The 26,540-nt window shown below is 69.6% G+C and carries 25 protein-coding genes; 11 read left to right on the top strand and 14 right to left on the bottom strand.

Annotation, left to right across the window (positions count from 1 at the left end):
• Window positions 1-48 precede the first annotated feature (48 nt).
• From ACFUCU_RS07010 to ACFUCU_RS06985, 6 genes are all read left to right on the top strand, one after another.
• Complete coding sequence (locus ACFUCU_RS07010; RefSeq protein ID WP_290256265.1) at window positions 49-765, top strand: DUF969 domain-containing protein; 717 nt, start codon at window positions 49-51, stop codon at window positions 763-765.
• The gene (locus ACFUCU_RS07005; RefSeq protein WP_377971649.1) at window positions 762-1,733 is read left to right on the top strand and encodes a DUF979 domain-containing protein; all 972 of its coding nucleotides are present in this window, start codon (window positions 762-764) and stop codon (window positions 1,731-1,733) included. The genes ACFUCU_RS07010 and ACFUCU_RS07005 overlap by 4 nt, the downstream gene beginning before the upstream one ends.
• 30 nt (window positions 1,734-1,763) lie before the next feature.
• Window positions 1,764-2,840 (top strand): DUF2891 family protein, encoded by a 1,077-nt coding sequence (locus tag ACFUCU_RS07000; protein ID WP_377971647.1) that lies wholly within the window; start codon window positions 1,764-1,766, stop codon window positions 2,838-2,840.
• A gap of 82 nt (window positions 2,841-2,922) precedes the next feature.
• The gene (locus ACFUCU_RS06995) at window positions 2,923-3,699 is read left to right on the top strand and encodes an electron transfer flavoprotein subunit beta/FixA family protein (RefSeq protein ID WP_377971645.1); all 777 of its coding nucleotides are present in this window, start codon (window positions 2,923-2,925) and stop codon (window positions 3,697-3,699) included.
• A gap of 11 nt (window positions 3,700-3,710) precedes the next feature.
• Window positions 3,711-4,721, top strand: a complete 1,011-nt coding sequence (locus tag ACFUCU_RS06990; RefSeq protein ID WP_377971643.1) for an electron transfer flavoprotein subunit alpha/FixB family protein — start codon at window positions 3,711-3,713, stop codon at window positions 4,719-4,721.
• 560 nt (window positions 4,722-5,281) lie between these two features.
• On the top strand, window positions 5,282-6,358 hold the full coding sequence (locus ACFUCU_RS06985) for a cytochrome b/b6 domain-containing protein (RefSeq protein ID WP_364134120.1): 1,077 nt from the start codon (window positions 5,282-5,284) through the stop codon (window positions 6,356-6,358).
• Here ACFUCU_RS06985 and ACFUCU_RS06980 read toward each other — a convergent pair.
• The 7 genes from ACFUCU_RS06980 to ACFUCU_RS06950 form a co-directional block, all read right to left on the bottom strand.
• The gene (locus tag ACFUCU_RS06980; RefSeq protein WP_377971642.1) at window positions 6,345-6,689 is read right to left on the bottom strand and encodes a hypothetical protein; all 345 of its coding nucleotides are present in this window, start codon (window positions 6,687-6,689) and stop codon (window positions 6,345-6,347) included. The genes ACFUCU_RS06985 and ACFUCU_RS06980 overlap by 14 nt on opposite strands.
• Window positions 6,690-6,699: 10 nt before the next feature.
• The gene (locus ACFUCU_RS06975; protein WP_377971641.1) at window positions 6,700-7,041 is read right to left on the bottom strand and encodes a YciI family protein; all 342 of its coding nucleotides are present in this window, start codon (window positions 7,039-7,041) and stop codon (window positions 6,700-6,702) included.
• 83 nt (window positions 7,042-7,124) lie between these two features.
• Window positions 7,125-7,991, bottom strand: a complete 867-nt coding sequence (locus ACFUCU_RS06970) for an SDR family NAD(P)-dependent oxidoreductase (protein ID WP_377971640.1) — start codon at window positions 7,989-7,991, stop codon at window positions 7,125-7,127.
• Window positions 7,992-8,126: 135 nt separating this feature from the next.
• On the bottom strand, window positions 8,127-9,410 hold the full coding sequence (locus tag ACFUCU_RS06965) for an MFS transporter (protein ID WP_290256273.1): 1,284 nt from the start codon (window positions 9,408-9,410) through the stop codon (window positions 8,127-8,129).
• A gap of 14 nt (window positions 9,411-9,424) precedes the next feature.
• Window positions 9,425-10,651 (bottom strand): CaiB/BaiF CoA-transferase family protein, encoded by a 1,227-nt coding sequence (locus tag ACFUCU_RS06960; RefSeq protein WP_290256274.1) that lies wholly within the window; start codon window positions 10,649-10,651, stop codon window positions 9,425-9,427.
• Window positions 10,648-12,111, bottom strand: a complete 1,464-nt coding sequence (locus tag ACFUCU_RS06955; RefSeq protein ID WP_377971637.1) for a dihydroorotase family protein — start codon at window positions 12,109-12,111, stop codon at window positions 10,648-10,650. The genes ACFUCU_RS06960 and ACFUCU_RS06955 overlap by 4 nt, the downstream gene beginning before the upstream one ends.
• A gap of 52 nt (window positions 12,112-12,163) precedes the next feature.
• Window positions 12,164-13,531 carry an FAD-binding protein gene (locus tag ACFUCU_RS06950; RefSeq protein WP_377971636.1) on the bottom strand — a complete coding sequence of 456 codons (1,368 nt, stop codon included), beginning with the start codon at window positions 13,529-13,531 and terminating at the stop codon, window positions 12,164-12,166.
• A gap of 216 nt (window positions 13,532-13,747) precedes the next feature.
• On the opposite strand from ACFUCU_RS06950, the gene ACFUCU_RS06945 reads away from it, so the two are divergent.
• From ACFUCU_RS06945 to ACFUCU_RS06925, 5 genes are all read left to right on the top strand, one after another.
• Window positions 13,748-14,542: an IclR family transcriptional regulator gene (locus tag ACFUCU_RS06945; protein WP_377971634.1), complete on the top strand. Its 795-nt coding sequence runs from the start codon at window positions 13,748-13,750 to the stop codon at window positions 14,540-14,542.
• Window positions 14,539-15,360, top strand: coding sequence for a CoA ester lyase (locus ACFUCU_RS06940; protein ID WP_290256278.1), 822 nt, complete (start codon window positions 14,539-14,541; stop codon window positions 15,358-15,360). Before ACFUCU_RS06945 ends, ACFUCU_RS06940 begins: the two co-directional genes overlap by 4 nt.
• Before the next feature lie 18 nt (window positions 15,361-15,378).
• The gene (locus ACFUCU_RS06935; protein WP_377971632.1) at window positions 15,379-16,215 is read left to right on the top strand and encodes a cyclase family protein; all 837 of its coding nucleotides are present in this window, start codon (window positions 15,379-15,381) and stop codon (window positions 16,213-16,215) included.
• Complete coding sequence (locus ACFUCU_RS06930; RefSeq protein ID WP_377971631.1) at window positions 16,212-17,630, top strand: MmgE/PrpD family protein; 1,419 nt, start codon at window positions 16,212-16,214, stop codon at window positions 17,628-17,630. Before ACFUCU_RS06935 ends, ACFUCU_RS06930 begins: the two co-directional genes overlap by 4 nt.
• A 163-nt stretch (window positions 17,631-17,793) precedes the next feature.
• The gene (locus ACFUCU_RS06925; protein ID WP_377971629.1) at window positions 17,794-19,032 is read left to right on the top strand and encodes an NAD(P)/FAD-dependent oxidoreductase; all 1,239 of its coding nucleotides are present in this window, start codon (window positions 17,794-17,796) and stop codon (window positions 19,030-19,032) included.
• A gap of 79 nt (window positions 19,033-19,111) precedes the next feature.
• Here the strand turns inward: ACFUCU_RS06925 and ACFUCU_RS06920 are convergent, their stop codons facing one another.
• From ACFUCU_RS06920 to ACFUCU_RS06890, 7 genes are all read right to left on the bottom strand, one after another.
• Entirely contained in the window at window positions 19,112-19,912 is an 801-nt protein-coding gene (locus tag ACFUCU_RS06920; protein WP_377971627.1) for a MerR family transcriptional regulator, read from the bottom strand.
• Between the two features lie 64 nt (window positions 19,913-19,976).
• On the bottom strand, window positions 19,977-21,212 hold the full coding sequence (locus ACFUCU_RS06915) for an RNA polymerase sigma factor (protein WP_377971625.1): 1,236 nt from the start codon (window positions 21,210-21,212) through the stop codon (window positions 19,977-19,979).
• Entirely contained in the window at window positions 21,209-21,532 is a 324-nt protein-coding gene (locus ACFUCU_RS06910) for a YciI family protein (protein WP_377971623.1), read from the bottom strand. The genes ACFUCU_RS06915 and ACFUCU_RS06910 overlap by 4 nt, the downstream gene beginning before the upstream one ends.
• A gap of 150 nt (window positions 21,533-21,682) precedes the next feature.
• On the bottom strand, window positions 21,683-22,567 hold the full coding sequence (locus ACFUCU_RS06905; protein WP_377971621.1) for an aminoglycoside phosphotransferase family protein: 885 nt from the start codon (window positions 22,565-22,567) through the stop codon (window positions 21,683-21,685).
• A 19-nt stretch (window positions 22,568-22,586) separates the two neighbouring features.
• Window positions 22,587-23,066 (bottom strand): GNAT family N-acetyltransferase, encoded by a 480-nt coding sequence (locus ACFUCU_RS06900; RefSeq protein WP_377971619.1) that lies wholly within the window; start codon window positions 23,064-23,066, stop codon window positions 22,587-22,589.
• Between the two features lie 23 nt (window positions 23,067-23,089).
• Window positions 23,090-25,093 (bottom strand): VWA domain-containing protein, encoded by a 2,004-nt coding sequence (locus ACFUCU_RS06895; RefSeq protein WP_377971617.1) that lies wholly within the window; start codon window positions 25,091-25,093, stop codon window positions 23,090-23,092.
• Window positions 25,094-25,117: 24 nt separating this feature from the next.
• Complete coding sequence (locus ACFUCU_RS06890) at window positions 25,118-26,506, bottom strand: sigma 54-interacting transcriptional regulator (RefSeq protein WP_377971615.1); 1,389 nt, start codon at window positions 26,504-26,506, stop codon at window positions 25,118-25,120.
• Window positions 26,507-26,540 lie beyond the last annotated feature (34 nt).

Raw genomic sequence — 26,540 nt, 5'->3', positions numbered from 1 at the left:
CTACTCTCGTCCGCGGAACACTGCTGCGTTCTGCGGGGATGGATGGATATGCTCGTACTCATCGGGGTCTTGCTGGTCATCGTCGGCTTCGCCGTCCGCCTCAACCCACTCATTGTTGTCACCGTTTCCGGCATCGTCACGGCGTTGCTGGGCGGCCTGTCCCCACTCGAGATCCTCAACGCGTTCGGCTCCGGCTTCGCCAGCAGCCGGTCCGTGACGATCTTCGTGGTGGTCCTGCCGGTCATCGGCATCATCGAACGTTTCGGGCTGCAGGAGCAGGCCAAGACGCTGATCGCGAAGCTGGCCAGGCTGACCGCCGGCCGCGTGCTGCTGGGCTACCTGCTGGTCCGCCAGGCCACCGCCGCCGTCGGCCTCACCGGCATCGGCGGCCACGCCCAGACCGTGCGGCCGCTGGTGTTCCCCATGGCCGAGGGCGCCGCGCTGCGCCGCTACGGCCACGTCCCGGAGAAGGTCCGGGAGAAGATCAAGGGCCACTCCGCCGCGGCGGACAACGTGGGCGTTTTCTTCGGTGAGGACATCTTCGTGGCGGTCGGCTCCATCCTGCTGATCACCTCGTTTGTGGACACCACCTACAAGCTGCACCTCGAACCCCTGGAGCTGGCCGTCTGGGCCATCCCCACCGCCATCATCGCCTTCCTCATCCACGGCTTCCGGCTGCTGCGGCTGGACCGCCAGCTGGACAAGGACGTCCGCGCCGCCGTCGAGGAAGAGAAGTCCGCCGTCACCGTAGGAGAGACCGCATGATCAAGGTTGAAGCCGTCTTCTGGCTGATTGGCATTCTTTTCATCGCCTGGGCGTTCCTGATTTCCCGGGATACCTCCCACCCTAAGCGCTGGGGCAGCTCGGCTTTCTGGGGCCTACTGGGCCTCTGCTTCTTCTACGGTTCCTGGGTGCAGGCGAACACCGCCCCGGCTTGGGTCCTGGGCGTGGCCGTCCTGGTCCTGGTGGTCCTGGCCAGCACCGGGCCCCTCGGTGATGGCAAGTCCCGGACCACCAGCGAGGCCGAACGCACTGCGTTCGCCGCCCGGTTCGGTAACAAGCTCTTCATCCCGGCGCTGACCCTGCCGGTGGTCACCGTGATCATCGTCCTGCTCGCCCCGGTCCTGAAGGTCGGCGGCCAGCCGCTGTTCGACCCGGCCAACACCACCCTGCTGGCCTTGGCCGTCGGCGCCATCGCGGCCGCCGTCGTCGCCGTCGTGCTACTCAAGCCTAAGAACAAGCTGACCCCCATCTTCGAGGGCCGCCGGATCCTCGAATCCATCGGCTGGGCCGCGCTGCTGCCGCAGATGCTCTCTACCCTGGGCATCCTGTTCACCAAGGCCGGCGTGGGCAAGGCCGTGGGCACCCTGGCCACGGGTGTACTGCCGGAGGGTTCGCTGATCGCCGCCGTGATCGTCTACTCCGTGGGCATGTTCCTCTTCACGGTGCTGATGGGCAACGCGTTCGCTGCGTTCCCGATCATGACGGCGGCCATCGGCTGGCCGGTGCTGGTCCAGGGTTTCCACGGCACCCCGGCCATCATCTTCGCGATCGGCATGCTGGCCGGCTTCTGCGGCACGCTCTGCACCCCCATGGCGGCCAACTTCAACCTGGTGCCCTCGGCGCTGCTGGAGATGAAGAACAAGTACGGCGTCATCAAGGCGCAGGTCGCCACCGCCGTGCCGCTGCTGGCCGCCAACATCGGCCTGATGTACTTCCTGGCCTTCAACTGATCCCGTCCGCCACCACCCGTTAGGGGCACCATGAGCCACTCCGCCGCACCGTCCGCCGTCACCGTAGTCACCGCCGGAACCGAAGAGATGGACAGGCTGGCCGACACCTACGCGGACATCGTGCTGGAGAACCTGGGCCGGCCGTACCCGTATGCCTCGCACCACGTGGAGACGTCGCTTGAGGACCGCCCAAGCCCCCGCGAGCTCCACCCGGCGTTTTACACCTCGTTCGACTGGCATTCCTGCGTGCACATGACCTGGCTGGGCGTGTCCCTGCTGGAACACGGCGTCAGCCCGGACCGCGACGCGGCGCTGCGCCGGGTGCTGGCGGCTAACCTCACCCCGGAGAACCTCGCCGCGGAGGGCGCCTACCTGCAGGCCAACCCCAGCTGGGAGCGCCCCTACGGCTGGGCCTGGCTGGTGCGGCTCGCCGCCACCGCCATCACGGCGGAGGACGCGCAGGTCCGGGACTGGGGCGCTGCCCTGGAACCGCTGGTAGACATCGTGGCGTCGCTGGTGGCGGACTGGACCGCCAAGGCCGAGTTCCCGGTCCGGCACGGACTGCACACCAATGCCGCCTTCGGCCTGGGTCTGATGCTGGATGCCTTTCGCGTGCTGGGCCGGGACCGGGCCGCCGCCGTGTGCGAGGAGGCGGCGCTGCGGTGGTTCAAGGGCGACGCCGGCTGGCCCGGCGAGTGGGAGCTCAGCGGCCAGGACTTCCTCTCCGCCGGGCTGAGCGAGGCGGACCTGATGGCGCGCGTGCTCGACGGCGGGGACTTCGCCGCCTGGTTCACCCGCTTCCTGCCGGACCTGGCGCCCGGGTCCCGGATCCTGGCGCCGTTCACCGTCACCGACGAAACCGACGGCTACCTGGCGCACCTGAACGGCCTGAACCTCAGCCGGGCCGGGCAGCTGATCCGGATCAGCGCCGCGCTCTCCGACTCCGGATCCGCGTCCGGGTCCTCGACGGAGGAGCTGCGCGGCGTTCTCGACGGCGCCGCGGGTCCGCTGCTGGAGGCCGGCCTGGCCGCGGTGAGCACGGACGAATTCATGTCCAGCCACTGGCTGGCCAGCTTCGCCTGGGACGCGCTGGCCTCGGCGCGCTGAGGACGGCGGCACGTTTCGTAGACTCTAGGGAGATTCGGCGTGCCGCCTCCCGGCGGCATGCCCGCCACAGGAAGAGCCATCAATGAAGATTGTCGTCCTAGTCAAGGAAGTCCCGGACACCTACGGGGACCGGAAACTGAGCCTCGAAACGGGCCTCGCGGACCGCGGGGCCAACGAGGCGGTGATAGACGAGATCGGCGAGCGCGCCCTGGAACTGGCGCTGAGCCACGCGGACGCGCACGAGGGAATCGACGTCGTCGTCCTCTCGCTCGCCCCCGAATCCGCCACCGCCACCCTCCGCAAGGGCCTGGCGATGGGTGCCGGCAGCGCCGTGCACGTCTGCGACGAGGCGCTCCGCGGCGCGGACCTGGGCCTCACCGCCGAGACCCTCGCCTCCGCCATCCGCCGCACCGGCTTCGACCTGGTGGTCACCGGCAACCTCTCCACCGACGGCACCGGCGGCATGATCCCCGCGATGCTCGCCGAACTCCTCGACGTCCCGCACGCCACCGGCCTGAGCTCCGTCTCGATCGGGGACGGCAGCGTATCCGGCACCCGCCCGGTGGACGACGGCGTGCAGCAGGTCTCCGCGCAACTTCCGGCGGTCATCTCCATCACCGAGGCGCTGCCCGGGCCGCGGTTCCCCAACTTCAAGGGCATCATGGCGGCCAAGAAGAAGCCGCTGGAGGTCATCACCCTCGCGGACCTGGGCGTCGCGGCCGACGATCCGGAGGCGGCGCGGTCCATCATGCTCTCCGTCGCGGAACGGCCGCCGCGTGCGGCCGGCGTCAAGATCGTCGACGACGGCGACGCGGGCGAGAAGATCGCCGCATTCCTGATCGAAAATCGCCTGGCGTAGGGAGCACCGACATGACTGAATTTCCCACTGACGCCATCCTGGTGGCGCTCGAAACCACCGCCACCGGAGCGCTGGAAAAGGCCGCCGCCGGACTGCTCGGCGCCGCTGCCGCCGTGGGCACCCCCGTGGCGCTGGCGCTTCCCGCTGCGCAAGCCGGGAACTATCCCGGCGACGGTTCTCCGTCCGGTGATCCCGCCGCGGACGCCGCGGCCCTCGGCGCCGTGCACGTCCTGGTCGCGGAGAGCACGGACCCGGCATCTCTCGGTGTCCCGGCCGTGGACGCCCTGGCCGCTGCCCTGGAGCTGGTCCGGCCGGACGCCGTGCTGATCTCGCATTCCCTCAACGGCCGCGACCTGGCCGGCCGCTTCGCCGCCCGGACCCGCTCCGCCGTCTGCGTCGACGCCGTGGGGGTCTCCCGCGACGAGGAGGGCGTGGTGGCGCACCACTCGGTGTACGGCGGCGCCTACAACGTCACCGCCACGGCCACCTTCGGGCCGCCCGTCATCACCATCCGGCAGGGGTCCATCGAGGCCCGCGCCGAAGCGCGGACCGCGGCCCCGGAGACCCTCACGGTGACCGCCTCCGGGAAGCCCGCGGCACGGATCGAGTCCTTCGAGGGCGCGGCGGCGGCCTCCACCCGGCCCGAACTCCGCGGGGCCGCCAAGGTGGTGGCCGGCGGCCGGGGCCTGGCCTCCAAGGAACAGTTCGCCCTGGTGGAGGAACTCGCCGACACCCTCGGCGCGGCCGTCGGAGCCTCCCGCGCAGCGGTGGACGCCGGCTACGTCGCACAGTCCCAGCAGGTGGGCCAGACCGGGGTGTCCGTGTCCGCGCAGCTGTACGTGGCGCTCGGCATCTCCGGGGCCATCCAGCACCGGGCGGGCATGCAGACCGCGAGGACGATCGTGGCCGTGAACAAGGACGCCGACGCACCGATCTTCGAGATCGCCGACTTCGGCGTGGTGGGCGACGTCTTCACGGTGGTCCCCCAGCTGATCAGCGCCCTCGAAGCGCGGAAGAAGTAGCGGTGGCGGCCCCCTCACGACCGCTGCGCCGGGGACTGCCCCGGGTGCCGGGCGGCGAGCCCTGGCCCCCCGCGGGCGAGGCCCCGGAGCGCTTTGCATCGGTGGCTGTCTCGGCGCCCGCGTCCGCTCCGGAAGTTTCGGCGCCCGCGGCTGCTCCCGTGGCCGAGCCCGTTCCCGCATCGGCAACTGCCCCTGTGTCCGGCGGTGGCCGGCCGCTTCGGCGAGGCCTCCCCCGCGTCCCGGGCGGTGAGCCCTGGCCACCCGCCGGAATGACGCCGCTGTCAGCGGCTGCTAGCGCGCCGGCCGAGGCATCGGCCCCCGCAGCGGTCGCCCCGGCAGCGGCCACATCCGCACCCGTCCCGGCTCCTGCTCCCGCGGCAACGGCACCCGCCGCCGCGGCTCCGGCCCCCGCTCAGGCCGGTACCACTCCCCTGCGCCGTGGCCTCCCGCGGGTTGCCGGTGGCGAGCCGTGGCCCCCGGCAGGCACCGCCCCGGCCCGGTATGCCACTTCAGCGGCACCGGTTTCGGTTCCCGCTGTCGCCGGCGAACCGGCGGCTCCCGTGGCCCCGGAACCCGTGGTCCCGGAACCCGTCGTCGACTCGGCGCCCGAGGCCCAGGCTCCCGCGGCGGCCCCTGTTCAGGCTCCTGCCCCGGCGGCCGCCGAGGCGCCCGCACCGGTCGCTGCCCCGGTTGCACCCGCCAAGGAGAAGCCCGCCGCGCCGAAGCCCGAACCCCGCCGTTACGGGTCGCGGACTTTGGCCGGCTGGATCCGCCGGGTCGCGCTCATAGCCCTGGGCGCCGTCGTCGCCGCCGGAATCCTGATTCTCGCCGCCCGCGGCGTCACCACGCTGCCGGGCGTTCCGGAGTTCCTCCGCCGCTACCCCGGCGCCTACGAGCTGCCGGACACCGCGCAGGCCGGTTTCCCGTGGTGGGCCCAGTGGCAGCACTTCCTGAACTTCTTCCTGATGGTGCTGATCATCCGCTCCGGCTACCAGGTGCGGACCCAGCAGAAACCGCCCGCCTACTGGACGCCGGCGCGGGGCGGGAAGAAGATCAGCATCACGCTGTGGCTGCACCAGTCGCTGGACATCCTCTGGCTGGCGAACGGGCTGATCTTCGCGGTGCTGCTGTTCGCCTCCGGACACTGGCTGCGGATCGTGCCCACCAGCTGGGAGGTGTTCCCCAACGCCGCGTCGGCCCTGCTGCAGTACCTGACTCTCGACTGGCCGGTGGACGACGGCTGGGTGAACTACAACAGCCTGCAGCAGCTGATGTACTTCGTGGTGGTGTTCATTGCGGCGCCGCTCGCCGTAATCACCGGGGTGCGGATGAGCGAACTCTGGCCGAAGAACGCCGCCACCCTGAACCGGATTTATCCCGTGGAGGTGGCCCGGGCGCTGCACTTCCCCACCATGCTGTTCTTCGTGCTGTTCATTCTGGTCCACGTGTTCCTGGTGTTCGCCACCGGGGCGCTGCGGAACCTGAACCACATGTTCGCCGGTTCGGACGAGGTGAACTGGGTGGGCTTCTGGCTCTTCGCGGCGGGCCTGGCCGTCACGGCGGGCGCTTGGTTCGCGGCGCGGCCGTTGGTGCTGGCGCCGCTGGCCCGGCTGTCCGGGAAGGTCAGCAGCCGCTAAGTTCCCCGGGCCGGGTCACGTTCACCGGGAAGGTCATGAAGGCGGGAGTCTCGTACGGGTGCACGGCCAGCGCGGCTGCGACGACGGCGTCGCGCCGGTCCCGTGGGTAGATGGCCTCGATCCTGACCTCGGCGACCTCCTCCGGCATGCCCACGGCGCCGACGGCGGGCGCCGCCCCGGGCAGCGGGGTAAACCGGCCCGTCCCGGCTGTGCTGAAAGAGCAATGCGAGTAGTTGCCCAGCCGTCCCGCGCCGGCGTCGCCGATCGCCCGGCGGACCGCATCGGCGTCGGCGGCGGGCACGTAGATCACCAGGCAGTCCATGTCCGCCATGAACAGCGGGTCAAGCTTCCGCGTCGTCGCCGAAGGCGCGGATTTCCTGCGGGCAGCGGCACGCAGTGGCGAATTTGGCGCCCCATTCGATGGCCGCCTCGTGGGAGGGCAGGTCCAGGATCGAGTAGCCGCCCTCCAGGTGCGCGGTCTGCGGGTAGGTGCCCGCCCGGGCCTCGCCGCCGCCGTCGACCACCACCGGCGGGACGCTTTCGTCGATGCCGCCGCCGAACACCCACACCCCGGCGGCTTTGGCCTCGCGGACGACGGCGTGCGCGGCGTCGGCGACGGCGGGAAGTTCCTCAAGCGGGACGTCCATGGCGGCGCTCGGAAACGAGATCAGATATTTGGTCATGGCGCTGACTCCTTTGTCGCGGCGGGGAGGGCTTTATCCTCGTGGATGCCCCGGCAGTGCGCAAGGAGCGGCCGCCCCTGTTTTCAGGCGGTCACCCACCCCGCGGTCATCCCGGTTACTTGGCTGCCGTCAAGGTCCTTGAGCTTGGTGCCCACGAAGGTGCGTGCCCAGCCGGAGGTCTGCACACGGAACGGCGTGCCCTCGTCGCGGAGGCTGGACAGAATGACCTCGGCGACCTCCTCGGGTGTCTGCGCATTGGAGCTGCCGAACTGCTGGGTGGTCCGGTTAAGGTAGGCGGTCAGGGCCGGGGCGTAGGGTCCCGCGTCGGCGAGCATGGTCTTCGGGTCGATGCCGGCGTTGGCGACAAACTCGCTGGAGACCGGCCCGGGTTCGATCAGGTGCACCCCCACCCCCACCGAGGCCGCCAGCGGCTGGAGGCTCTCCATGAAACCCTCGACGGCGAACTTGGCCGCGCAGTAAGCCTCGTTGAAGGGCTGGCCGACGGCGCCGCCTACCGAGCTGATGGTGATGAGCCGTCCGCCGCTGGCCCGCAGCAGGGGCATCGCGGCCCGGGTCAGGGCCACGACGCCGAAGAAGTTGACCTCCATGGCCGCGCGGATGTCATCGACGGTCAGCGTTTCCACGGTCCCGAGGGTTGCGCTCCCGGCGTTGTTCACCACCGCGTCGAGCCGGCCGTAGCGCTCGGAGCAGTAGGCGATCTCCCGGTCGATGGCCGCCTGGCTGGTGACGTCCAGTTCGCGGATGTCCAGCTCCACCCCCGCCGCCGAGGCGGCGGCGCGCAGGGCATCCGCCTTCGTGAGGTTGCGCATGGTGGCGACGGTGGTCCAGCCGGCCTGCGCGGCGGCGACGGCGGTGGCCAGTCCGATGCCGGAGGAGGTTCCGGTGATCAGGACGGTCCGTGCGGTGGTTTCGGGCTGCTGGCTGCTCATGGGGTTCCTGTCGGTCGGAAGCGGCAACGGCGGGCGGATGCCCCTGCCCCGATCATCCATCGCCGGCCGCCGGATGCCAACAGAAAGGCCGGGCAGCCCCTCGGCTGCCCGGCCCTTCAGGGCGTCTCCGGGAGACTAGCCACGCACCGGAGCCGCCTCCTGCTCGGCCGTGACGCGGGCCGGTTCCTTGGTGAAGAACAGGAGCGCTGCGGCGGCGATGACGCAGAGCACGGCCATGATCACGAAGCCGCCGGTGTAGCTGCCGGACTCGGAGACGATGAAGCCCATGACGCTCGGGGCGATGATGCCGGAGAGCGCGAAGCACGCATCGGCGAACCCGGCGGCGGTGCCGGGCTGCTTGGGAGCGGCGTCAATAGAGGCAACCCACCAGATACCGCCGGTGATGAAGCCGAAGCCCACACCCAGGGAGATGCAGACCAGGGCGAGCGTCAGGGTCACCGGCATCACCAGGAGCGGAACCAGCGAGGCGCCGGCCAGCAGCAGCGCCACACCGATGATGGTGAAGCGGGAGCGGACCTGCTGGGTGCGCTTGTAGATGCGGTCCACCAGCACGCCGCCGACCAGGGCGCCGACGACGCCGGCCGCCCAGGGAGCAACGGAGAAGGCGCCGACTGCCTTGAGCGAGAGCCCGAATCCTGCCTGGAGGTACTGCGGCAGCCAGTACATGAAGGCCCAGAACATAAAGCCCCAGGCGAAGTAGCCCAGCCCCACGATCCAGAGGTTCCGGTTCCGCAGGATGGGTCCCCACTCCATCTTTTCTTCCCTGCCGGAGGCTTCGCCCTCGGTCTGGCCGCTCTTGATGTAGGCGCGCTCCTCCTCGGAGCAGAAAGCCGCCTCGGCTGGGGAGTTCTTCAGGTACGGCACCGCGATGAGGACCCACAGGACGCCCGCGGCGGCGAGGATCCAGAACATGCCCATCCACCCGGTGAGGCTCACCAGCTGGGTGAGGATGGGACCGCCGATCAGCAGGCTGCCGGAGACGGCCACGCCGCCCACCAGGGCCAGTGCCTTGCCGCGCTCCTGGGCCGGGAGCCACCGGCTGGCGATGCGGGTAGCGGCCGGGAAGCAGGGAGCCTCACCGGCGCCGAGCACGATCCGGACCAGGATGAGGCCGAGGAAGCCGCCGGCGGCCGGGGTGAGCGCGGAGGACACGGCCCACACGATCATCCCCCAGATGAGGATCTTGCGGGAGCCGAATCGGTCCACCAGGGGTCCGGAGAGCAGGGCGAAGACCATGTACCCGACGGAGAAGGCCGAGCTGATGATGCCATATTCGGCGGCGGAGATACCGAAATGCTCCCGGATCGGCGTCGCTGCGAACGAGATGGCGCTGCGGTCGATGTAGTTGACCAGCACCAGTCCAAGGACAATGCAGAGCGTAAACCAACGCGATTTCATAGGGTTCCTAGGGGTCAGATGACGCCGCGTTCACGGAGATCGCGGAGTTCGGAGGGATCGTGTCCGAGGGCGGTGAGGACCTCGTCGGTGTCGGCACCGAGCGGGCGCCCGGTATGCCGAATGGAGCCGGGGGATTTGGTCATCCGCCACATCACGTTCTGCATGCGGACCGATCCAAGATCTGGGTCGGGGACTCGGGTGATCATCTCCGTGGCCACAATTTGTTCGTCCACGAGCAGCTCGCTGGGACGGTAGACCGGCGCCACGGCCGCGCCGGCGGCCTCGAATTCCTGCACCACTTCGTCCCGGGTGCGCTGTTCGACCCAGCTGCCGACGTAGCCGTCGAGCAGCTCGGCGTGCTGGGCACGCTGCCTGCCGGTGGCGAACCAGGGTTCGTCGATGACCTCGGGGTGGCCCACCAGGCGCAGCACCCGCTCGGCGATCGCCTGCGCACTGGTCGAGACGGCCACCCAGTGGTCGTCCTTGGTCCGGTACAGGTTGCGCGGGGAGTTGTTTTGGGACCGGTTGCCGGTGCGGTCCTGGTCCAGTCCCAACTGGTCCGCGTAGATCACGGCGGGTCCGACGGCGGTCATGATCGGGCTGAGCAGGTCCAGGTCGATCACCTGGCCCTCACCGCCGTTGCGGTCCCGCTCCAGCAAGGCCATGGCGACCGCGGAGGACCCGGCGACGCCGGCGATCGAATCCGCCAGCCCGAACGCAGGCAGGGTAGGCGGTCCATCGGGTTCGCCAGTGAGGTGCGCGAACCCGCTCATCGACTCGACCAGGGTCCCGAACGCGGGCCGGGACGAGTACGGGCCGCGCTGACCGAAGCCGCTGACCCGCAGCATCACCAGGCCGGGGTTGTCCTTGGACAGCACGTCATAGCCGAGGCCCCAGCGCTCGAAGGTGCCGGGCCGGAAGTTCTCGACGACGACGTCCGCGGTGGCGGCGAGCTCCCGGAAGATCTCCTGGCCCTCCGGGGTTCCGAGGTGAAGGGTCACGGTCTGCTTGTTGCGGCTGACCATTTTCCACCAGAGCGGAATCCCGTCCTTGTCCAGCCCGTGGCCCCGCATGCCGTCCGGCTTGGTGGGGTGCTCGATCTTGATGACGTTGGCGCCGAAATCACCGAGGATCTGGGCCGCCAGCGGACCCGCCAGAATGGTCGAGGCGTCCAGGACCTTCAGGCCGCGGAGCGGCCCGTGGTTGGTCTCGGCCACGGCGCCGAAGGCGTTGGCGCTCACAGGTACGGGCGCTGCAGGTAGCGGCCGACGGGTTCGCCGGTGATGACGCCGTCGGTCAGCACGCGGTGGCCGCGGACGAACGTGTCTGTGACCTTGGCGCCGAGTTCGAAACCCTCGAACGGCGTGTACTCCTGGGTGGATTCTGAGTCCTCGGCGCGCACGGTCCAGACGGCGTCGGGGTCCACGATCGCGATGTCGGCGTCGGCGCCTTCCACCAGCCGGCCCTTGCCGGGCAGGCCGTAGCGGGACGCAGGGTTCGAGGAGGTCAGCTCGGCAATGCGGCGGAGGGACAGTCCGCGCTTGCGGCCCTCGGTGATCAGGCCGGGCAGCAGGTACTCGGTGCCGCCGAAGCCGGACTTGGCGGCGAAGATGTCGTCGCGGTCGTCACCGAACTTCTGCTCGTCCTTGCAGCACGCGTGGTCCGAGACCACCCAGTCGATGTTGCCGGCGAGCATGTGCTCCCAGAGGGCCTCGACGTCGTCGCGGGGACGCAGCGGCGGGTTGACCTTGCCGCCCAGGCCATGGGCGGTGTCGATGTCGGCGAGCAGGTGCCCGATGGTTACCTCGCGGCGGAAGTCCACGTGCGGGAACGCCTCCGCCATCTTCATCGCGGCCTTCAGCGCCTTGGCCGAGCTCAGGTGCAGGAGGTTGATGTTGGGCAGGCCGGTCTCGTCGGCCAGGAAGGACGCGATGGTGACGGCCAGGCCCTCGGAGTGCTGCGGCCGGGACGCGCTGTAGGCGGCGAGACCGGTGAGGGTGCCTTCCTCCTCCACGAGCTTGGTGTAGGCGCTCATGATCTCGGCGGTCTCGCAGTGCAGGGAGAGGGAGATGTGCGGGGCCAACTCGGGCAGCTTCTCCCGGGCGGCCTGGATGCCGCGCATGACGAATTCGAAGTGGGCCAGGTTGTAGTTCTCGTCTTCGGGGATCATCAGGAATTCGCTCTGCGAGGTGGAGCGTCCGTGCAGGCCGTGGCTGCCGTAGAACATGAAGATCTTGAAGGACGTGACGCCGTGGTCCTCGACCAGCGACGGGATTTCCTCGATGTGCTGCTTGGACATCGGGGCCAGGTGGAAGGCGTAGTCAATGTAGGCCTTGCCCTCGGAGGTGGCCAGCACCTCGGGGTAGAACTCCTTGTAGGGGCCGCCCTTGTTCAGGTAGTACTGACCGGTCCGCATGTAGGTGATCGCGGAGGTCACGCCGCCCTGGGCGCTTGCCCGGGACTCGGTGACGGTGTCCTCGCCGAGCGGGTTGTAGATACCCCAGTGCTGGTGGGCGTCCACGACGCCGGGAAAGACCAGCTTGCCCGCGGCGTTGACGATCTCGGCGCCGTCGGCGGAAAGGTTCGGCCCGATCGCGGTGATCTTGCCGTCGGTGACGAGGATGTCCAAGAATTCGCCGTCGTCGGGGGCGTTCTCCTCGGGCCGCACAACGGTGCCGTTCTTGATGAGGAAGGTACTCACGTGAAACTCCTGATGCTCTGGTGATGGAAAGGTGGGGCCGCGCGGAACGCGGTCAGGTGCGTTCGCCCAGGTCTTCGGCGGCCAGCCAGGCCAGGCCGAAGGCGGTGAGCAGGCCGTTGCCGGCCAGGTATCCGGCGGCGCCGTGGCCGGAGATTCCGGTGGCGGCGCCGCCCGAGGCGTAGAGGCCGGGGATGGGCGACTGGTCCTCCCGGGTCAGCACGCGGGCGTGGTCATCGACCACCAGGCCGCCCTGGGTGTGGAAGAGTGCGGGAACGATGCGGACGGCGGCGAGGGGGCCGGTCAGGGCGTGACGCTCGTCGCTGCGGCCCTGCCGGTCGGGCTCCTCACCCCGGGCTGCCCTCGCGGCGGCGTCGACGTCGTCGGCGAGCGCGTCCGCGGGAACATTGAGGCGCTCCGCCAGCTCGGCCAGGGTCCCGGCCCGCACCAGCGCCCCGCTGTCGGCGACCTGCTGGAAGTCCGTGAAGGCCAGGCATTGTTGTTCGATGTGCTGGTCGATGATGATCCAGCCGGTTTGTCCGGGCTGGGCGGCCAGGATCGCCGCAAACTCCGAGTAGCCGGTCGTCTCGTCCGCGAAGCGCCGTCCCTCGGTGTTCACGATCAGGCCGCCGTGCAGGACGGTGGCCCAGCCCACGAGGGTCTGGCTGGAGGCGGAGAGGGCGGCGTGCCCCTGGTAGGCGTCAAGGTAGGCCGAGTCCGCGCCAAGGCCGGCGCCGATCCGCAGGGCATCCCCGCGGCTGTAGAACCCGCCGTGGTAGTGGACGCCCGCCATTTCCGGGATCCACCGCTCCACCAGTTCCGGCGCGCCGCCGTAGCCGTTGGTGGCCAGCAGCACGGCCGGGACGGACAGCCGGTCCGTGGAACCGTCCGGGGTGGAGGCGACGATGCCGGAGACCGCTCCGCCGCTGACCTCGACCTCTTCGAGGGTCATGGGGGTAATGAGTTCGATCCGCTCGTGGCGGCGGGCGCGGTCCACGAGGTGGGCCAGGAGGGTGGATCCGTGCCGGCCGGAGATGGTGTGGCACCGGTCGGCGCTGTGTCCGGGGTAGTGGAAGTCGGTCACCAGTTCAAGAGGCAGCCCGAGTTCGTCGGCCATCCATGTCACCATGGGGGCGCTCGCCGCGGTCAGGGCCTCCGCGAGCCGCCGGTCGGCGCTGCCGCCGGTCTTTCGGTCGATGTCTCCGAGGAAACGGCCGGGGCTGTCGTCGATTCCGGCGGCTTCCTGCCAACGGGTGCCGGCCGCGGGGATCATGGCGGTGCACATCGAGGTGTTGTTTCCGCGCTGGAACTGGTCATCCGCGTCGATGACGACGACGTCGTGGCCCAGATCCGCGGCACGCAGCGCGGCGATCAAACCACCGCCCGCACCTGCCACGGCCAGATCGAAATCGTACTCGGGCATTCTCACCTCCCTGCCTGTTCCGCTTGGCGGAACATATTTGGTCTGTGTCGTGGAACACTTTGCCCGATCACATTCCAGTGCGCAAGGGTTATTTTTCACAAACTTCCGATAATTTGCGGTTTTCTCTCGGGTGGAAGTCTCGACAAGCGTTCCGTTAGGCGGTACAAATGGTAAAAGTCGTCAATCCGGACTTCGTCAGTCATCAGGGAGCCAACTATGGAAACCACGTCCAGCGGGACCACCTCCGCGGCCCGTGCGGCCGACGTCCTCGTGGCCTTCGGCCGCCGGAACAGTGCCCTCGGGATCTCCGAGATCGCCCGCTCCACCGGATTGTCCAAGGCTGTGGTGCACCGCATCGTGTCCACGTTCGTCGAACGCGGCCTCCTCACTTATGAGGCAAGCAGCCGCCGGTACCGGCTGGGGCCAGCCGCCGTCACCCTTGGGGCGCGGGCGCTGGACACCTCGCCGCTGCGGCGGGCCGCCCGGGAAGCCCTGGTGGAACTCCAGCGGCAGACCGGCGAAACCGCAACGGTGTCGGCCCGGATCCCGGGCGGCCGGGTCTACCTCGACCAGGTGGAGAGCATCCAGGAAATCAAGATGACCGTGGAGATCGGCCGCTGCTTCGACCTGCACAGCGGCAGTTCCGGCCGCGCCATCCTGGCATTCCTGTCCGAGGACGAGCAGGAGGACATCCTCTCCAGGCCGCTGCCCCGGCAGACCGCGGCGACGGTGACCGACCCCGAGGCGCTGCGCGCTTCCCTCCGGGACGCACGGGCGAGGGGCGTGTGCCATTCCGAGGGTGAACGCCAGGAGGGTGCGGCGTCGCTGGCCGCCCCCGTCTTCTCCGACGACGCACAGGTGGTTGGCTCCATCTCCGTCTGCGGGCCGAGCTACCGGATGTCCGAGGAAAAGCGCTCCCGGTACGAGGAAGCGTTGCTGGAAGCGGCCGCCAAGGTCTCCCGCAACCTCGGTTACAACCCCCAGGCCGCCGGCCGGGAGGCCGCCTCATGATTCCGCGCAGCTGGCTCTACGTCCCGGGCCACCGTGAGGACCGGATTGCCAAGGCGCTGGAGTCGGCCGCCGACGCCGTCATCATCGACCTCGAGGACGCAGTGCCGTCCACGGCCAAGGACACGGCCCTGGCGAATGCGGTCGGTGCCCTCGAAACGGCCGGGGCCGGGCGCCAGGTCTGGATCCGGATCAACCCGCTGGACACGCCGTGGTCCGCGCAGGAGCTTGAGACGCTGGGCCGGGCGGAGCGCAAACCGGCGGGCGTCCGAATCGCCAAGGCCGAGGATCCCGCCGCGATCCGCCGGGCCGGCGACGCCCTGGGCTGCCAGCTTCATCTCCTGGTTGAGACGGCGGCCGCACTCCGCGACGCCCCGCTGCTGGCCGGCACCCATCCCCGGGTCACCGGACTGGCCCTCGGCGAGGCCGACCTCGCCGCTGATCTGCGGGTTTCGCCGGAAGGCCTGGAGTGGGCGCGCGGCTGGATTGTCACCGCCAGCCGCTCCCACGGCCTCGCTTCCCCGGTCCAAAGTGTCTACACCAACGTCGCCGACCTTGAGGGCCTGCGCCGCAGCAGCCTGCAGGGCCGGAGGCAGGGATTCTTCGGCCGCACCGTGATCCACCCCCGCCAGATCGACGTCGTCAACACCGCGTTCACTCCCACTCCGGAGGAAGTGGCGCGCGCCGAGGGCGTCGTTGCCCTCGCCCAATCGTCCGCCGAGGCCGGAGAGACGGCCGTTCTCGATTCCGACGGGCGCTTCATTGACCCCGCCGTCGTGGAGAACGCCCGGCTGGTCCTCGACCTCGCCATCCGCGACTAGTCCCCTACGAGGAGTTCCATGCATAACGCCACCACGTCCACCACCGATGCCCTGCTCAGCGCCGTCACGGGCAGCACCCAGGAAGTGGTCGAACTCGGCCACCCGCACTTCACCGGCATGCCCTGCTCCCCCAACCACCCCGGGTTCCGGATGACCCTGATCCGCCGGCACGGTGACATGGTCCGGCCCGACGGAGGGTCCGCCTCCAACGAAATCATCGTCACCGGCGGACACGTGGGAACACACGTCGACGCCCTCTCCCACGTCAGCCACGAGGGCATGCTGCACGGCGGCGTGGACGCGGCGGACGCCCAGCGCGGCGGGAAGTTCTCCCAGCTCGGGGCGGACCAGATCCCGTTCCTGCTGCGCCGCGGCCTGCTCCTGGACATGGCCGCACTGCACGGGGTGGAGGCCCTGGAGGCGGGCCAGGCAATCACCGCGAAGGATTTGCAGGATGCCGCCGACGCCGCCGGGGTCTCGCCCCGCTCCGGCGACGTGGTCCTGATCCGGACCGGCTGGGCGCGGCACTTCGAGGACCCTGCACGGTATCTCGGCCAGACGGACGGCGTCCCGGGTCCCGATGTGGAAGCGGCCCGCTGGCTCGCTTCGGCCGGGATTGTCGCCGCGGGCGCGGACACCACCGCCTTCGAACACATCCCCGCCGGCAAGGGCCACAGCGTGCTGCCGGTGCACCGGATCATGCTGGTGGAGAACGGCATCCACATCATCGAGCACCTGAACCTTGAGGACGCCTCCCGGCACGGGCTGACCGAATTCACCTTCGTCATGGCCCCGCTGCGGATCGTCGGCGGCACCGGCTCCCCGATCCGCCCGGTCGCGGTGGTGACCCGATGAGCCGGCACGATTTCACCGGCACCGTCGTCGGCCGGCTCGCCGCCCTGGCGGACCATACCCGAAAAGACGGCCTTGCCCCGGACCTGCGCAAGGACGTGGCCCGCCGGGTGCTTGACCTGCTGGGCAACTCGCTGGCCGCCCACAGCCAGCCCTCCGCGGCCGCCGTGATCGGCGTCGCCACCGGCTGGGGCGGAAACGAGGATGCCACTGCCATCGGCACCGGCCGCCGTTTCCCCGCGGCGACGGCGGCCCTGGTGAACGGCACCCTGGCCCACTCGATGGACTCGGACGACACGCACCTGCCCTCGGTCCTGCACCCTTCCGCCTCCGTCATCCCGGCGGCCTTGGCGGTGGCGGAAGCCACCGGCGCCAGCGGGGCGGCACTCCTGGACGCGGCCGGCGTCGGCATCGAAATCACGGTGCGGCTGGGCATGGGCGGCTATGACGAGACCCTGGGAAACTCGGAGTTTTTCGAGCGCGGCCAGCATGCCACCTCCATCTGCGGCGCTATTGGATCGGCTGCCGCCGCCGCGATGCTCTACGGGCTCGACGCCGAGGGCATCGCCGACGCGATGGGCATCGCCGCCAGCTTCGGGGCGGGCCTGCTCGAGGCAAACCGGACCGGCGGGAGCGTCAAGCGAACGCACTGCGGCTGGGCGGCGCACTCCGGGATCACGGCCGCCGAACTGGCCCGGCACGGGCTCACCGGGCCGCCTACGGTCATCGAGGGCAGGTTCGGTTTCCTGCACGCCTTCTGCGGGGACCGTGCCGATGCCGCCAAGGTGGTCGAAGGTCTCGGCGAGCAATGGGAACTCCCGGGCATCTTCTTCAAGCCCTACCCGTGCAACCACTTCACCCACGCCGGCATCGACGCCGCCCGCGAGCTCCGCGACCGCGGCGTCCGGCCGGAGGACATCGTCGGCATCGAACTGGGCGTTCCGGCGCCCGTGCTGCGGACCATCGCCGAGCCCGCCGAGTCCAAGGCCAAACCGGAATCGGGCTACCACGCCGCCTTCTCCGGCCCCTTCACCGTTGCCCGGGCCCTCCTGGGCGGCTCCGGCCTGGGCGTCGGGCATCACGACTTCGCCGACGCGATGGCGAAGGATCCGGAAACCCTGCGGCTGGCCGGGCTGGTCCGCTGCCACGCCGATGAGCGCAGCAGTGAGATCTACCCGCACCAGTTCCCGGGGGTGCTGCGTGTCAACACCCGGGACGGCGAATGGCATGAGGCGCGGGTGGAGTTCAATCGCGGCGGCCCGAGAAACCCGCTGAGTGATGACGAGCTGGCCGAGAAGTTCCGCCTCAACGTCGGCGGCCGGCGCACTTCGGAAGACACGGACCAGGTGGCCGCGTTGGCCCTCGGGCTCGGGGACGCCCTGGACGTCGCCGAGCTGATGGCGGCGGTCCGGGACTAATACCCACCCACGACGGCGGCCCGCACCCCACCCGGGATGCGGGCCGCCGTCGTCGTCCCCTCCGAAGGATTGGGCGCACGGGCCGTCGGTTCCGCGGAAAGCTCACCGTGCTTAACATTGAGGATCCAGTTGCAGGTCAGTTCGCACCATCCAAGGAGTGCCGATGTCGCTGAGCAAGGAAACACCCGGGGGACCTGAGTCCGCGGCCAGGCAACATCACGACGTGGTCGTGATCGGCGGCGGCAATGCCGGCGTCTCGCTGGCCGCTCGCCTTCAGCGCGGCGGAGTCAACGATGTGGCCCTGGTCGAACCCGCGGCCGAACACCAGTACCAGCCATTGTTCTCCCATATTGCCGGTGGGCGGGCGAAGGCCGCGTCCGCGGTCCGGAGGCAGTCCTCGGTCATACCGCGCGGGGTGCACTGGATCCAAGACCGGGCCGTGGACATCGACGCTGCGACCAAGACTGTTTCCCTGGACCACGGCGGCCCGCTGGGATACAACCAGCTGGTCGTCTGCCCGGGCCTGCAGCTTGACTGGGACAGTATCCCGGGGCTGGCCGCGGCCGTTCAGTCACCCTCGGGCGCCTCCCACTACGAGCTGTCCCTGGCAACGAAGGCCTGGACGCTGCTCAAGGGTCTCCGGTCGGGGACAGCCATCTTCACCATGCCGTCCGGGCCCATCAAATGCGGCGGCGCGGCGCAAAAGCCGATGTACCTGGCCTGTGACTACTGGCGGAAGCAGGGAGTCCTGAAGGACATCCGGGTGATTATGGTGCAGCCCACCGCAACGGTCTTCGGCGTACCGGGTGTGGACGAGGAGCTCAATCGCAAGATCGCCGAATACGGCATCGAGCTGCGCCTGAACACTGAGGTCGTCCTGGTGGAGCCCTCGGCCCGGACCGTGCTGGTCAAGAACAACGGCACCGGAATCGCCGAGGAACTCCACTACGACGTGCTCAACGTTGTCCCGCCGCAGTCGGCACCGGACTGGCTCAAGGCCACCGATCTGCCTGCGGCCGGCGACGACGGCGGGTTTGTGGAGGTGGATCCGGAGACGCTGCGCCATGTGCGGTTCCCGGACGTCTGGTCGCTGGGGGATGCGGCCGGCACCGCCAACTCCAAGTCGGGCGGCGCGCTGCGCAAGCAGGCCAAGGTGTTGGCTGCGAACCTGATGGCGGGCCGCGAAGGGAAGGCTCTTCCGGAACGGTATGAGGGCTACTCCGTCTGCCCCTTCACGGTGTCCCGCTCCACGGTGGTCTTCGCCGAATTCGATGCCCAGTACCGGCCCATGCCCACGATTCCCAAGGTGCCGACCTGGAAGGAGAGCCGCGCGTCCTGGATTGTGGACCGCGACATCTTCCCGCAGGTGTACTGGAACCTGATCCTCAAGGGCCGCGCGTAGGTCCGAGGCGCCCGGCACGGCCCTCCTGCCTCTCCGAAAGGCCGCCATCGTCGTTCCCCGACGCGCCGCGGTACCTGACCTAGCGCGTGACAGGCTGCTGCAACTCGGTCACCCAGTCCGCCTGGTCCTCCGACTCGGCCCGCAGGTACACCTCGCGGCACGGTCCGGAGGGAGTGAAGCCGCGGGCGATGATCTCGGCGTGGACGGCCTGCCAGCTTTCGCCGATGCGGTCCATCGCGCCCAGGTGGACGCCGCAGATCGCCGTCGGGACGCGGGGAAGCTCCACCGCCTCGACGCCGTCGGGAATGCTGCCCGTGGCGGCGTACCCGGCGGTGATGCGCATGCCGTCCTCGCCCGCCTCGTACTGGGCGATGGGCGTCTCGAGGGACCCGCCGGCGGCGCGGATCACCCCGGCCACGCCGTCGAACAGCGGCCCGACGACGCCGGCCACCTCGGGTTGTTCGGCAACGGCGGCGGTCCGTGCCGCGAGACGGACGGCGGGGAGGGACTTTTCGATGATTTCGATCTGGGTCATGTGCTTTTCCTTCTCAATCAGGTGGAGCCTCCGCTCGACGTCGATGAGCCGTGCCGCGGCCAGCCGCTGTTCCTCCGCCACTTCGGCGCGCCGGATCTGCAGCAGCCGGGCCATCCGCTCCGCATCAACCCCGGCCTCCAGCATGGCGGCAACGTCCGCCAGGCCGAACCCGAGCTGGCGGAGCGCGACGATCCGGTGCAGCCGTTCCAGCTGGGCGGGATCATAGGAGCGGTAACCGCTGAACTCATCCACATGCGCGGGAACGAGCAGCCCGGAGGTGTCCCAGTGCCGCAGCATGCGGTGGGTGACCTGGCCGATCTGCGCGAACGCTCCAATGGATAACATGACTCAGTTCTCCTGCCTTCCACAGTGTCAGAGTCAAGTATCGCGGCCCAACGGAATCTCCGGCTCAGGAAGCCAGCAGGTCGCGGCGGCGTTTCAGCGTGGCGGCCTCGGCAGAATTGCCTGCCAGTTCGATGGCCTCGTCGTACGCGAGACGCGCCTCGGCGTGGCGGTCCAGTCTCCGAAGTAGCTCGGCGCGGGTGGCGTAGTAGGCGTGGTAACCGGCCAGTTCCTCGGCCAGCCGGTCGACGGCGGCCAGCGCCACCACGGGCCCATCCACTTCGGCCACTGCCACGGCACGGTTGAGGGCAATCACCGGCGACGGGTCGAGGCAGGTCAGCATGTCGTAGAGGTCGAGAATCTGTGACCAGTCAGTGTCCCGAACGTAGCAGGCAGAGGTATGGACAGCATTGATGGCGGCAAGGAGCTGATAGGGGCCGGGCTTCTGTCCCGTGGCCAGGCGGGCACGCATCAAGGCCCGGCCTTCGGTGATCAGTGCCGCGTTCCAGCTCCCCCGGTCCTGTTCCTCGAGGGTGATGAGCTCACCGGTGGCCGAAAGACGTGTCGCCCGGCGGGCCTCGGTGAAGAGCATCAGGGCCAGCAGGCCCGCCGTTTCCCCGTCGTCGGGCATTAGGGCGTGGGCCAGGCGGGTGAGCCGGATTGCCTCGTCGGTCAGCTCGGAGCGGACGGGGTCCGATCCGACGCCGGTTGAAAGGTACCCCTCGTTGAAGATCAGGTAAAGCACGGCGAGCACGCCGGAGACCCGCTCCCGGAAGTCCTCCTCGGACGGCACCCGGTAGGGGATCCTGGCGGCCTTGATCTTGGTCTTCGCCCGAGTGATTCGCTGCGCCGCGGCGCTCTCCTGGATCAGGAAGGCGCGGGCAATATCGGCCACGGTCAGTCCGCCCAGCATCCGCAGTGTCAGTGCCACCCGCGCAGGCATCGCCAGCGCCGGGTGGCAGCAGGTGAAGATCAGGCGAAGCCGTTCGTCCTCGACGGCGCCAAGCGGCTCAGGGGGCTGATCATCGAACAGCACCTGCGCCTCCTGGTGCTTGCCGGCGCGTTTGCTTTCGCGGCGGAGCCGGTCAATGGCTTTGCGCTTGGCAGTGGTGGTCAGCCAGGCCCCGGGGTTGGCGGGTACGCCGTCGGAGGGCCACCGCTCAACGGCGGCCGCAAATGCCTCGGCCGCCGCGTCCTCCGCGAGGTCGAGGTCGCCGAAACGGCGGGCCAGCAGGGCCACCAGCCGGCCCCACTCGGCGCGGTAAGCCCGGTTGACTGCATCCCCGACGTCGCTTCCGTTCACAGGAACGGCCGCACCTCGACTTTGCGGTTGCAGGCCTTGGATCCCTCGGCGGCGAGCTTGAGCGCCGCTTCGAGGTCTGGGGCCTCGATAATCCAGAAACCCGCGAGGAACTCCTTGGTTTCGACGAACGGACCGTCGGTCACCACGGGAGCGGCGCCACGGTTGTCAATGACGGTGGCGGTGTCGGGAAAGCCGAGGCCGCCGGCGAAGACCCAGTGGCCGTCAGCCTGCAGCCGATCGTTGAATTCGTCGATGGCCGCCATCTCGTCCGAGGGGGCGAGCTCACGCTCGTCGTGGATCACGGAAAGCAAATACTGCATCACGCATCATCTCCTGTGGTTGGGGCCCACCCGGCGGGGACCTCTCACCCTTACTACGAACCACTTTGCCCCGATCCGACAGGAAGGGGCGGATAATTCTCCGGCATCAGCCGGCAACCCAATTCTGGCTCCGAGCTTGGCCCTACAGAATCAGCCGTCCAGGACCTGTCCGATCCCGAAGGCCCCCACGGAGAACATGCGCGGATTGTCGTCCGACGTGGTGACCATGGCAGTGGATAGCACTAGGGCCCAGCCACGCGCCCGCGTCCACGTTTCCTCGTCAGCGGACGGGCCAAGGGCCTCACGGAAGCGCCGACGGGCGCCGGCGTCGAACATCAACCACCCGGCGGCAAGATCCACGGCCGGATCCCCGGCGCCGACATCGCCAAAATCGATCACGCCGGCCAGCGAGCCGGAAGCATCAAGGAGGATGTTGGCCGGGTGAAGGTCGCCGTGCAGCATCATCGCGGGACCGTCCCATGCGCTGGCCTCGCAGGCCGCTGCCCAGACTGCCTCCAGTTCCGCGGCCCGGGGATAGCGTTCCCTGTCCCGGAGCCGCTCGCGAACCGCCGTATCGCGGTGCATCAGCGGCACACCGCGGACGGGGTTCACCGGGACTCCGGCGCCGGCCGGAATATGGAGGGACCGCAGGAACGCGGCAAGGCCAGCGGCGGCCGGTCCGCGATCAGCTGCCCCGGCATCGGCCGCCGGGGCACCGGGAATCCACCGCACGACGCTCCACGGCCACGGAAAGTCAGCCGTCGGCTGGCCAACGTGGACCGGGAAAGGCACCGGAACCGGCGATCGCTTGGCGATACCGGGCAGGTACAGCTGCTCATGCAGGATCAGCGGCACGGCTTCGGCACGGCGGGGCAATCGGACGGCCAGATCGTCCCCGAGGCGGAACGTCACGTTATCCCAGCCATGGGCGTTCCGGACCAAGGAGAGGTCGGCGAGGTCTGGACGCTGGGCGCGGAGCAGGGAACGGACGACGGCGGCATCCACTTCCAGCGTGGCGCTTGGCATGACCGCCATTCAGGACCCCTCTTCCGCTTCAAAGCTCGCGATAGTAGTAAAGCATTGGGTCTGCCCGGCCCGCTTCCGTGTTGGTGAACCCGCGGGCCTCGTAGAAACGGCGCGCATCGGTGTCCTCGCCGTCCACGTTGATCTCAAGGAGTTCGCCGCCCCGGCCCCGCACCAGATCCAGGGCCGCGTCCAGGAGTGCGCTGCCCATGCGGTGGCCACGGAGCTCAGGGCGGACGTAAAGCTCGTCGAGGATCGCGACCGGCCCCCGGTACCAGACGTTAGGCCGAAAACTCAGCACAGCAACCCCACTTGCTGGCTCGCCGGTCAGCAGGATCACTACATCGTCGCCCGTCAGCAGTTGCGTCAATCGCGATTCCAGCTCCTGGGTGCCGGGCGTCGGCGTCGAGAACTCGGTATTGAAGTCATGGAGCAGCCTGGCAACGGCGGCGGCATCGTCCGGCGTCGCCCGCCGTGGCGCCGGGTCGCCTGCAACATCGTCGGAAGTCATGTCTTTCACCGCTTAGTGAGGTCCTACCCTGCCCAGTCCTCCTCGCCGAACGCCCGGCCGCGGAAGTGGGCGCGGAGGTATTCGCCGACGACGGCGGCGCCCAGGTCCCCGGTGTCCGGCGCCACCACGCGGCCCTCCACCCGGCGGGCCATCCGGGCCACGAACCGTTCCAGTCCGGGGTCGTCGCCCAGCCGGAAGAACGTCGCCTGGACACCGGCGCGGCCCAGCCGGTCCAGCTCCGCCACGGTCAGCCGGATGGTTTCAGCGTCCGGCGGCCAGTTGAACCAGGACTCGCCGTCGGCCTCCAGGTGGGCGGTGGGCTCGCCGTCGGTGACCACCAGCAGCACCGGCTGCATGGAGGGGTGCTTGCGGAAGAACCGGCCGGCCAGCAGCAGCCCGTGGTGCAGGTTGGTGCCCTGTTCGCGCACCGCCGGCAGGGCGGTGAGCTCGCCGATGTCCATGGTTTGGGCGTACCGGCCGAAGCTGATCAGCTGCAGCCGGTCGCCGCGGAACCGGGTGGAAACCAGGTGGTGGAGGGCCAGGGCGGTGCGCTTCATCGGTACCCAGCGGCCCTCCGCGGCCATCGAGAAGGAAACATCCACCAGAAGGGCGACCGCGGCCTGGGTGCGGGCCTCGGTCTCGATGACCTCAATGTCGTCAACGGCCAGGTGCAGCCCGTGGCGCGGGTCGCCGCCGTCGCCGATCGTGCGGCGGATCGCGTTGGTGATGGTCCGGGTGACGTCCCACGGCTCGGCGTCGCCGAACTGCCAGGGCCGGCTGGACCCGGTCTGCTCCCCCGCGGCACCGGCTGCCCTGGTTTCCCGGCGGCCTTGCCGGCCGGAGAGCTGCTTGGCGGTGTCCCGCAGCAGCGAACGGCCCAGCCGGCGCATCGCCTGCGGCGAGAGGCTGAGGTCACCGTCGGCGCCGCGGCGCAGGAAGCCGCCGTCGTGCATGGCCTTTTCGATCTCCGCCAGCGTCCGGGCGGACACGGCGGCGTCCTGCCCCAGCTGCCGGGCCAGGGCGTCCAGGTCCACGTCGTCCAGGCTGGAACCGCTGTAGGACTGGGAAAGCTGGTCGGCCAGTTCGTCCAGCTCGGCAAGGTCCTGCAGCACCCCGGTCCCGTCGCCGAGCCCCAGTCCCTCCTCGCCCTCGAAGCGCTCGGACCCGGACCAGTCCTCGCCGGGACGCAGCGCCTGCAGGTTCGCGTCGAGTTGGTCCAGCTGTGCCATTAACTCCGGGGAGCCGAAGGCCTGGGCGGAGAGCTGCATCAGTTCGGCGCGCTGCTCGGCGGTCATGGAGCGCATCATCCGCTGCGCGGCGGCAGCACGCTGGGCGAGCGCGTCGATCAGTTCCTCGACGGATTGCGGGCTCTCCGGGAAGAAGTCACCGTGCTTGGCCATGAAGTCCTGGAAGTCCTGGTCCGTGTCCTCGCCGCGGCGGTGCTTGTCCAGGAGTTCGTTCAGGTCGCCCAGCATGGCGGCGACGGCGGCCCGGTCCTCGTCCGTGGCGCCCTCGAGCGCCTGCTTCATCCCGGCGAAGCGTTGCTCCAGCACCTCCCGTCCCAGCAGGTCCTTGATCTGTTCGTAGGCTTCCCGCGCGGTGCTGGACTGCCAGTCGTAGGAGGAGAGCTCGTTGACGGCGGCGGCCGTGGATTTGGGCAGGTTCTGCATCTGCATGTCGCGGAAAGCCCGGTCCGTGTCGTCCATCCGGACGTCACGGGCCAGCTGCTTGCGCTCCTCCAGCACCGCGGTCTCCAGCAGCTTGCGGACCTCCTCCAGCGTCCCGTCCAGCTTGTGCCGGCCCAGCAGGTCCTTGCGCCGCTGCTGGATCCGGCCGGCGAGATCGTCCAGGCCGTCCCGGCTCCTGCCGCCGCGGCGCAGGTACTCCTGCAGGGCCCGCCGGGGCGAGTACCCGGCCATGACGTCCTCGGCGACGGCGTCCAGGGCCTCGGTCAGGTCCACCGGGGGCGCCAGCGGATCCGGCCCGCCGCTGTAGCGGCCGTACCGGGACCGGTTGTGAGCACTCATCTGGTCTCCCGTGTCAGGACGGAGCTACCCGTAAATGGTTTCCTCGTCGTCGGAGTCCTTGGAGATCCGGCGGGCGAGGTAGAGGCCCTCCAGGGCCAGTTCGACGGCGGCGGCGCGCTGGCCGTCGTTCTCTGCGCCCAGCCGCTCACCCACCTCGTCGTAAAGCCGCGAGCCGTTGAGCGAGGGCAGGCCCTCGAGGAATTCGCGGGCGGTGACCAGTTGCCCGGTGGTGACCGTGGAGGACCCGTCCAGGGCGGAGACCAGCGGGCCGAGGTCAATGCCGTGCAGATGCGCCCGGACCGTCTCCGCCGTGGCCATCCGCAGCAGGTGGTCCAGGATGTCCTGCTCCCGGCCTTCCTCGCCGGACTCAAACTCGATCTTCCCGGCCAGCACGTCCACGGCCGCCTCCAGGTCGATGATCCGGGCGACCGCGTTGTCCTCGCCGCGCACGCTGGCCCGGCGCAGCGCCGCGGCGGCCACGGTCTCGGCGCCGGCGATCGCGAACCGGGCCGAAACCCCGGAGGTCTGATTGACCGCCGGGGACTCCCGCAGCGCCCGGGTGTAGCGGGCCAGGATCTCCAGGATGACCGGCGGGACGGCCGCCACCAGGTGGCCCTCCTGTTCGATCACGGCCACCTCGTCCTCGAGTTCGATCGGGTAGTGGGTACGGATTTCGGCGCCGAAGCGGTCCCGCAGCGGGGTGATGATGCGGCCGCGGTTGGTGTAGTCCTCCGGGTTGGCGGAGGCCACCACCAGCACGTCCAGCGGCAGCCGGAGCACGTAGCCGCGGATCTGGATGTCCCGTTCCTCCATCACGTTGAGCATGGACACCTGGATCCGTTCGGCCAGGTCGGGGAGTTCGTTGATGGCGATAATGCCGCGGTTCGAGCGCGGGATCAGGCCGTAGTGGATGGTTTCCGGGTCGCCCAGGCGGCGGCCCTCGGCCACCCGCATCGGGTCGACGTCGCCGATCAGGTCCGCCACGGAGGTGTCCGGCGTCGCGAGCTTCTCCACGTACCGCTCCGACCGGTGCCGCCACGCCACCCGCAGCCGGTCCCCCTCGGTGAGCGCCAGGGCGCGGGAGTGCTCGGTAATGGGCTCGTAGGGGTGTTCGTTCAGTTCGGAATCCTCGATCACCGGCGACCACTCGTCCAGCAGCCCCGCCAGGGTGCGCAGCAGGCGGGTCTTGCCCTGGCCGCGTTCGCCGAGGAGGACGACGTCGTGCCCGGCCAGCAGGGCGCGTTCGAGCTGCGGCAGGACGGTGCGGCTGAACCCGAACATGCCGGGCCAGGGATCGCGGCCGGCGGCGAGCGCTGCCAGCAGGTTGTCGCGGATCTCGCGGCGCAGGTCCTTCTGGACGTGGCCGGAGGCGCGCAGTTCACCAACGGTGTAGATCTCGGGGCGTTCACTCACTCCTCCACCGTAGACCTGCACCCGGGGCGTAATC

This window comes from Arthrobacter sp. NPDC057259 (assembly GCF_042668995.1).
In the GTDB taxonomy this organism is placed as follows: Bacteria; Actinomycetota; Actinomycetes; order Actinomycetales; family Micrococcaceae; genus Arthrobacter.
The sequence above is the reverse complement of the archived record's forward strand: the minus strand, read 5'-3'. Positions and strand labels throughout refer to the sequence as shown.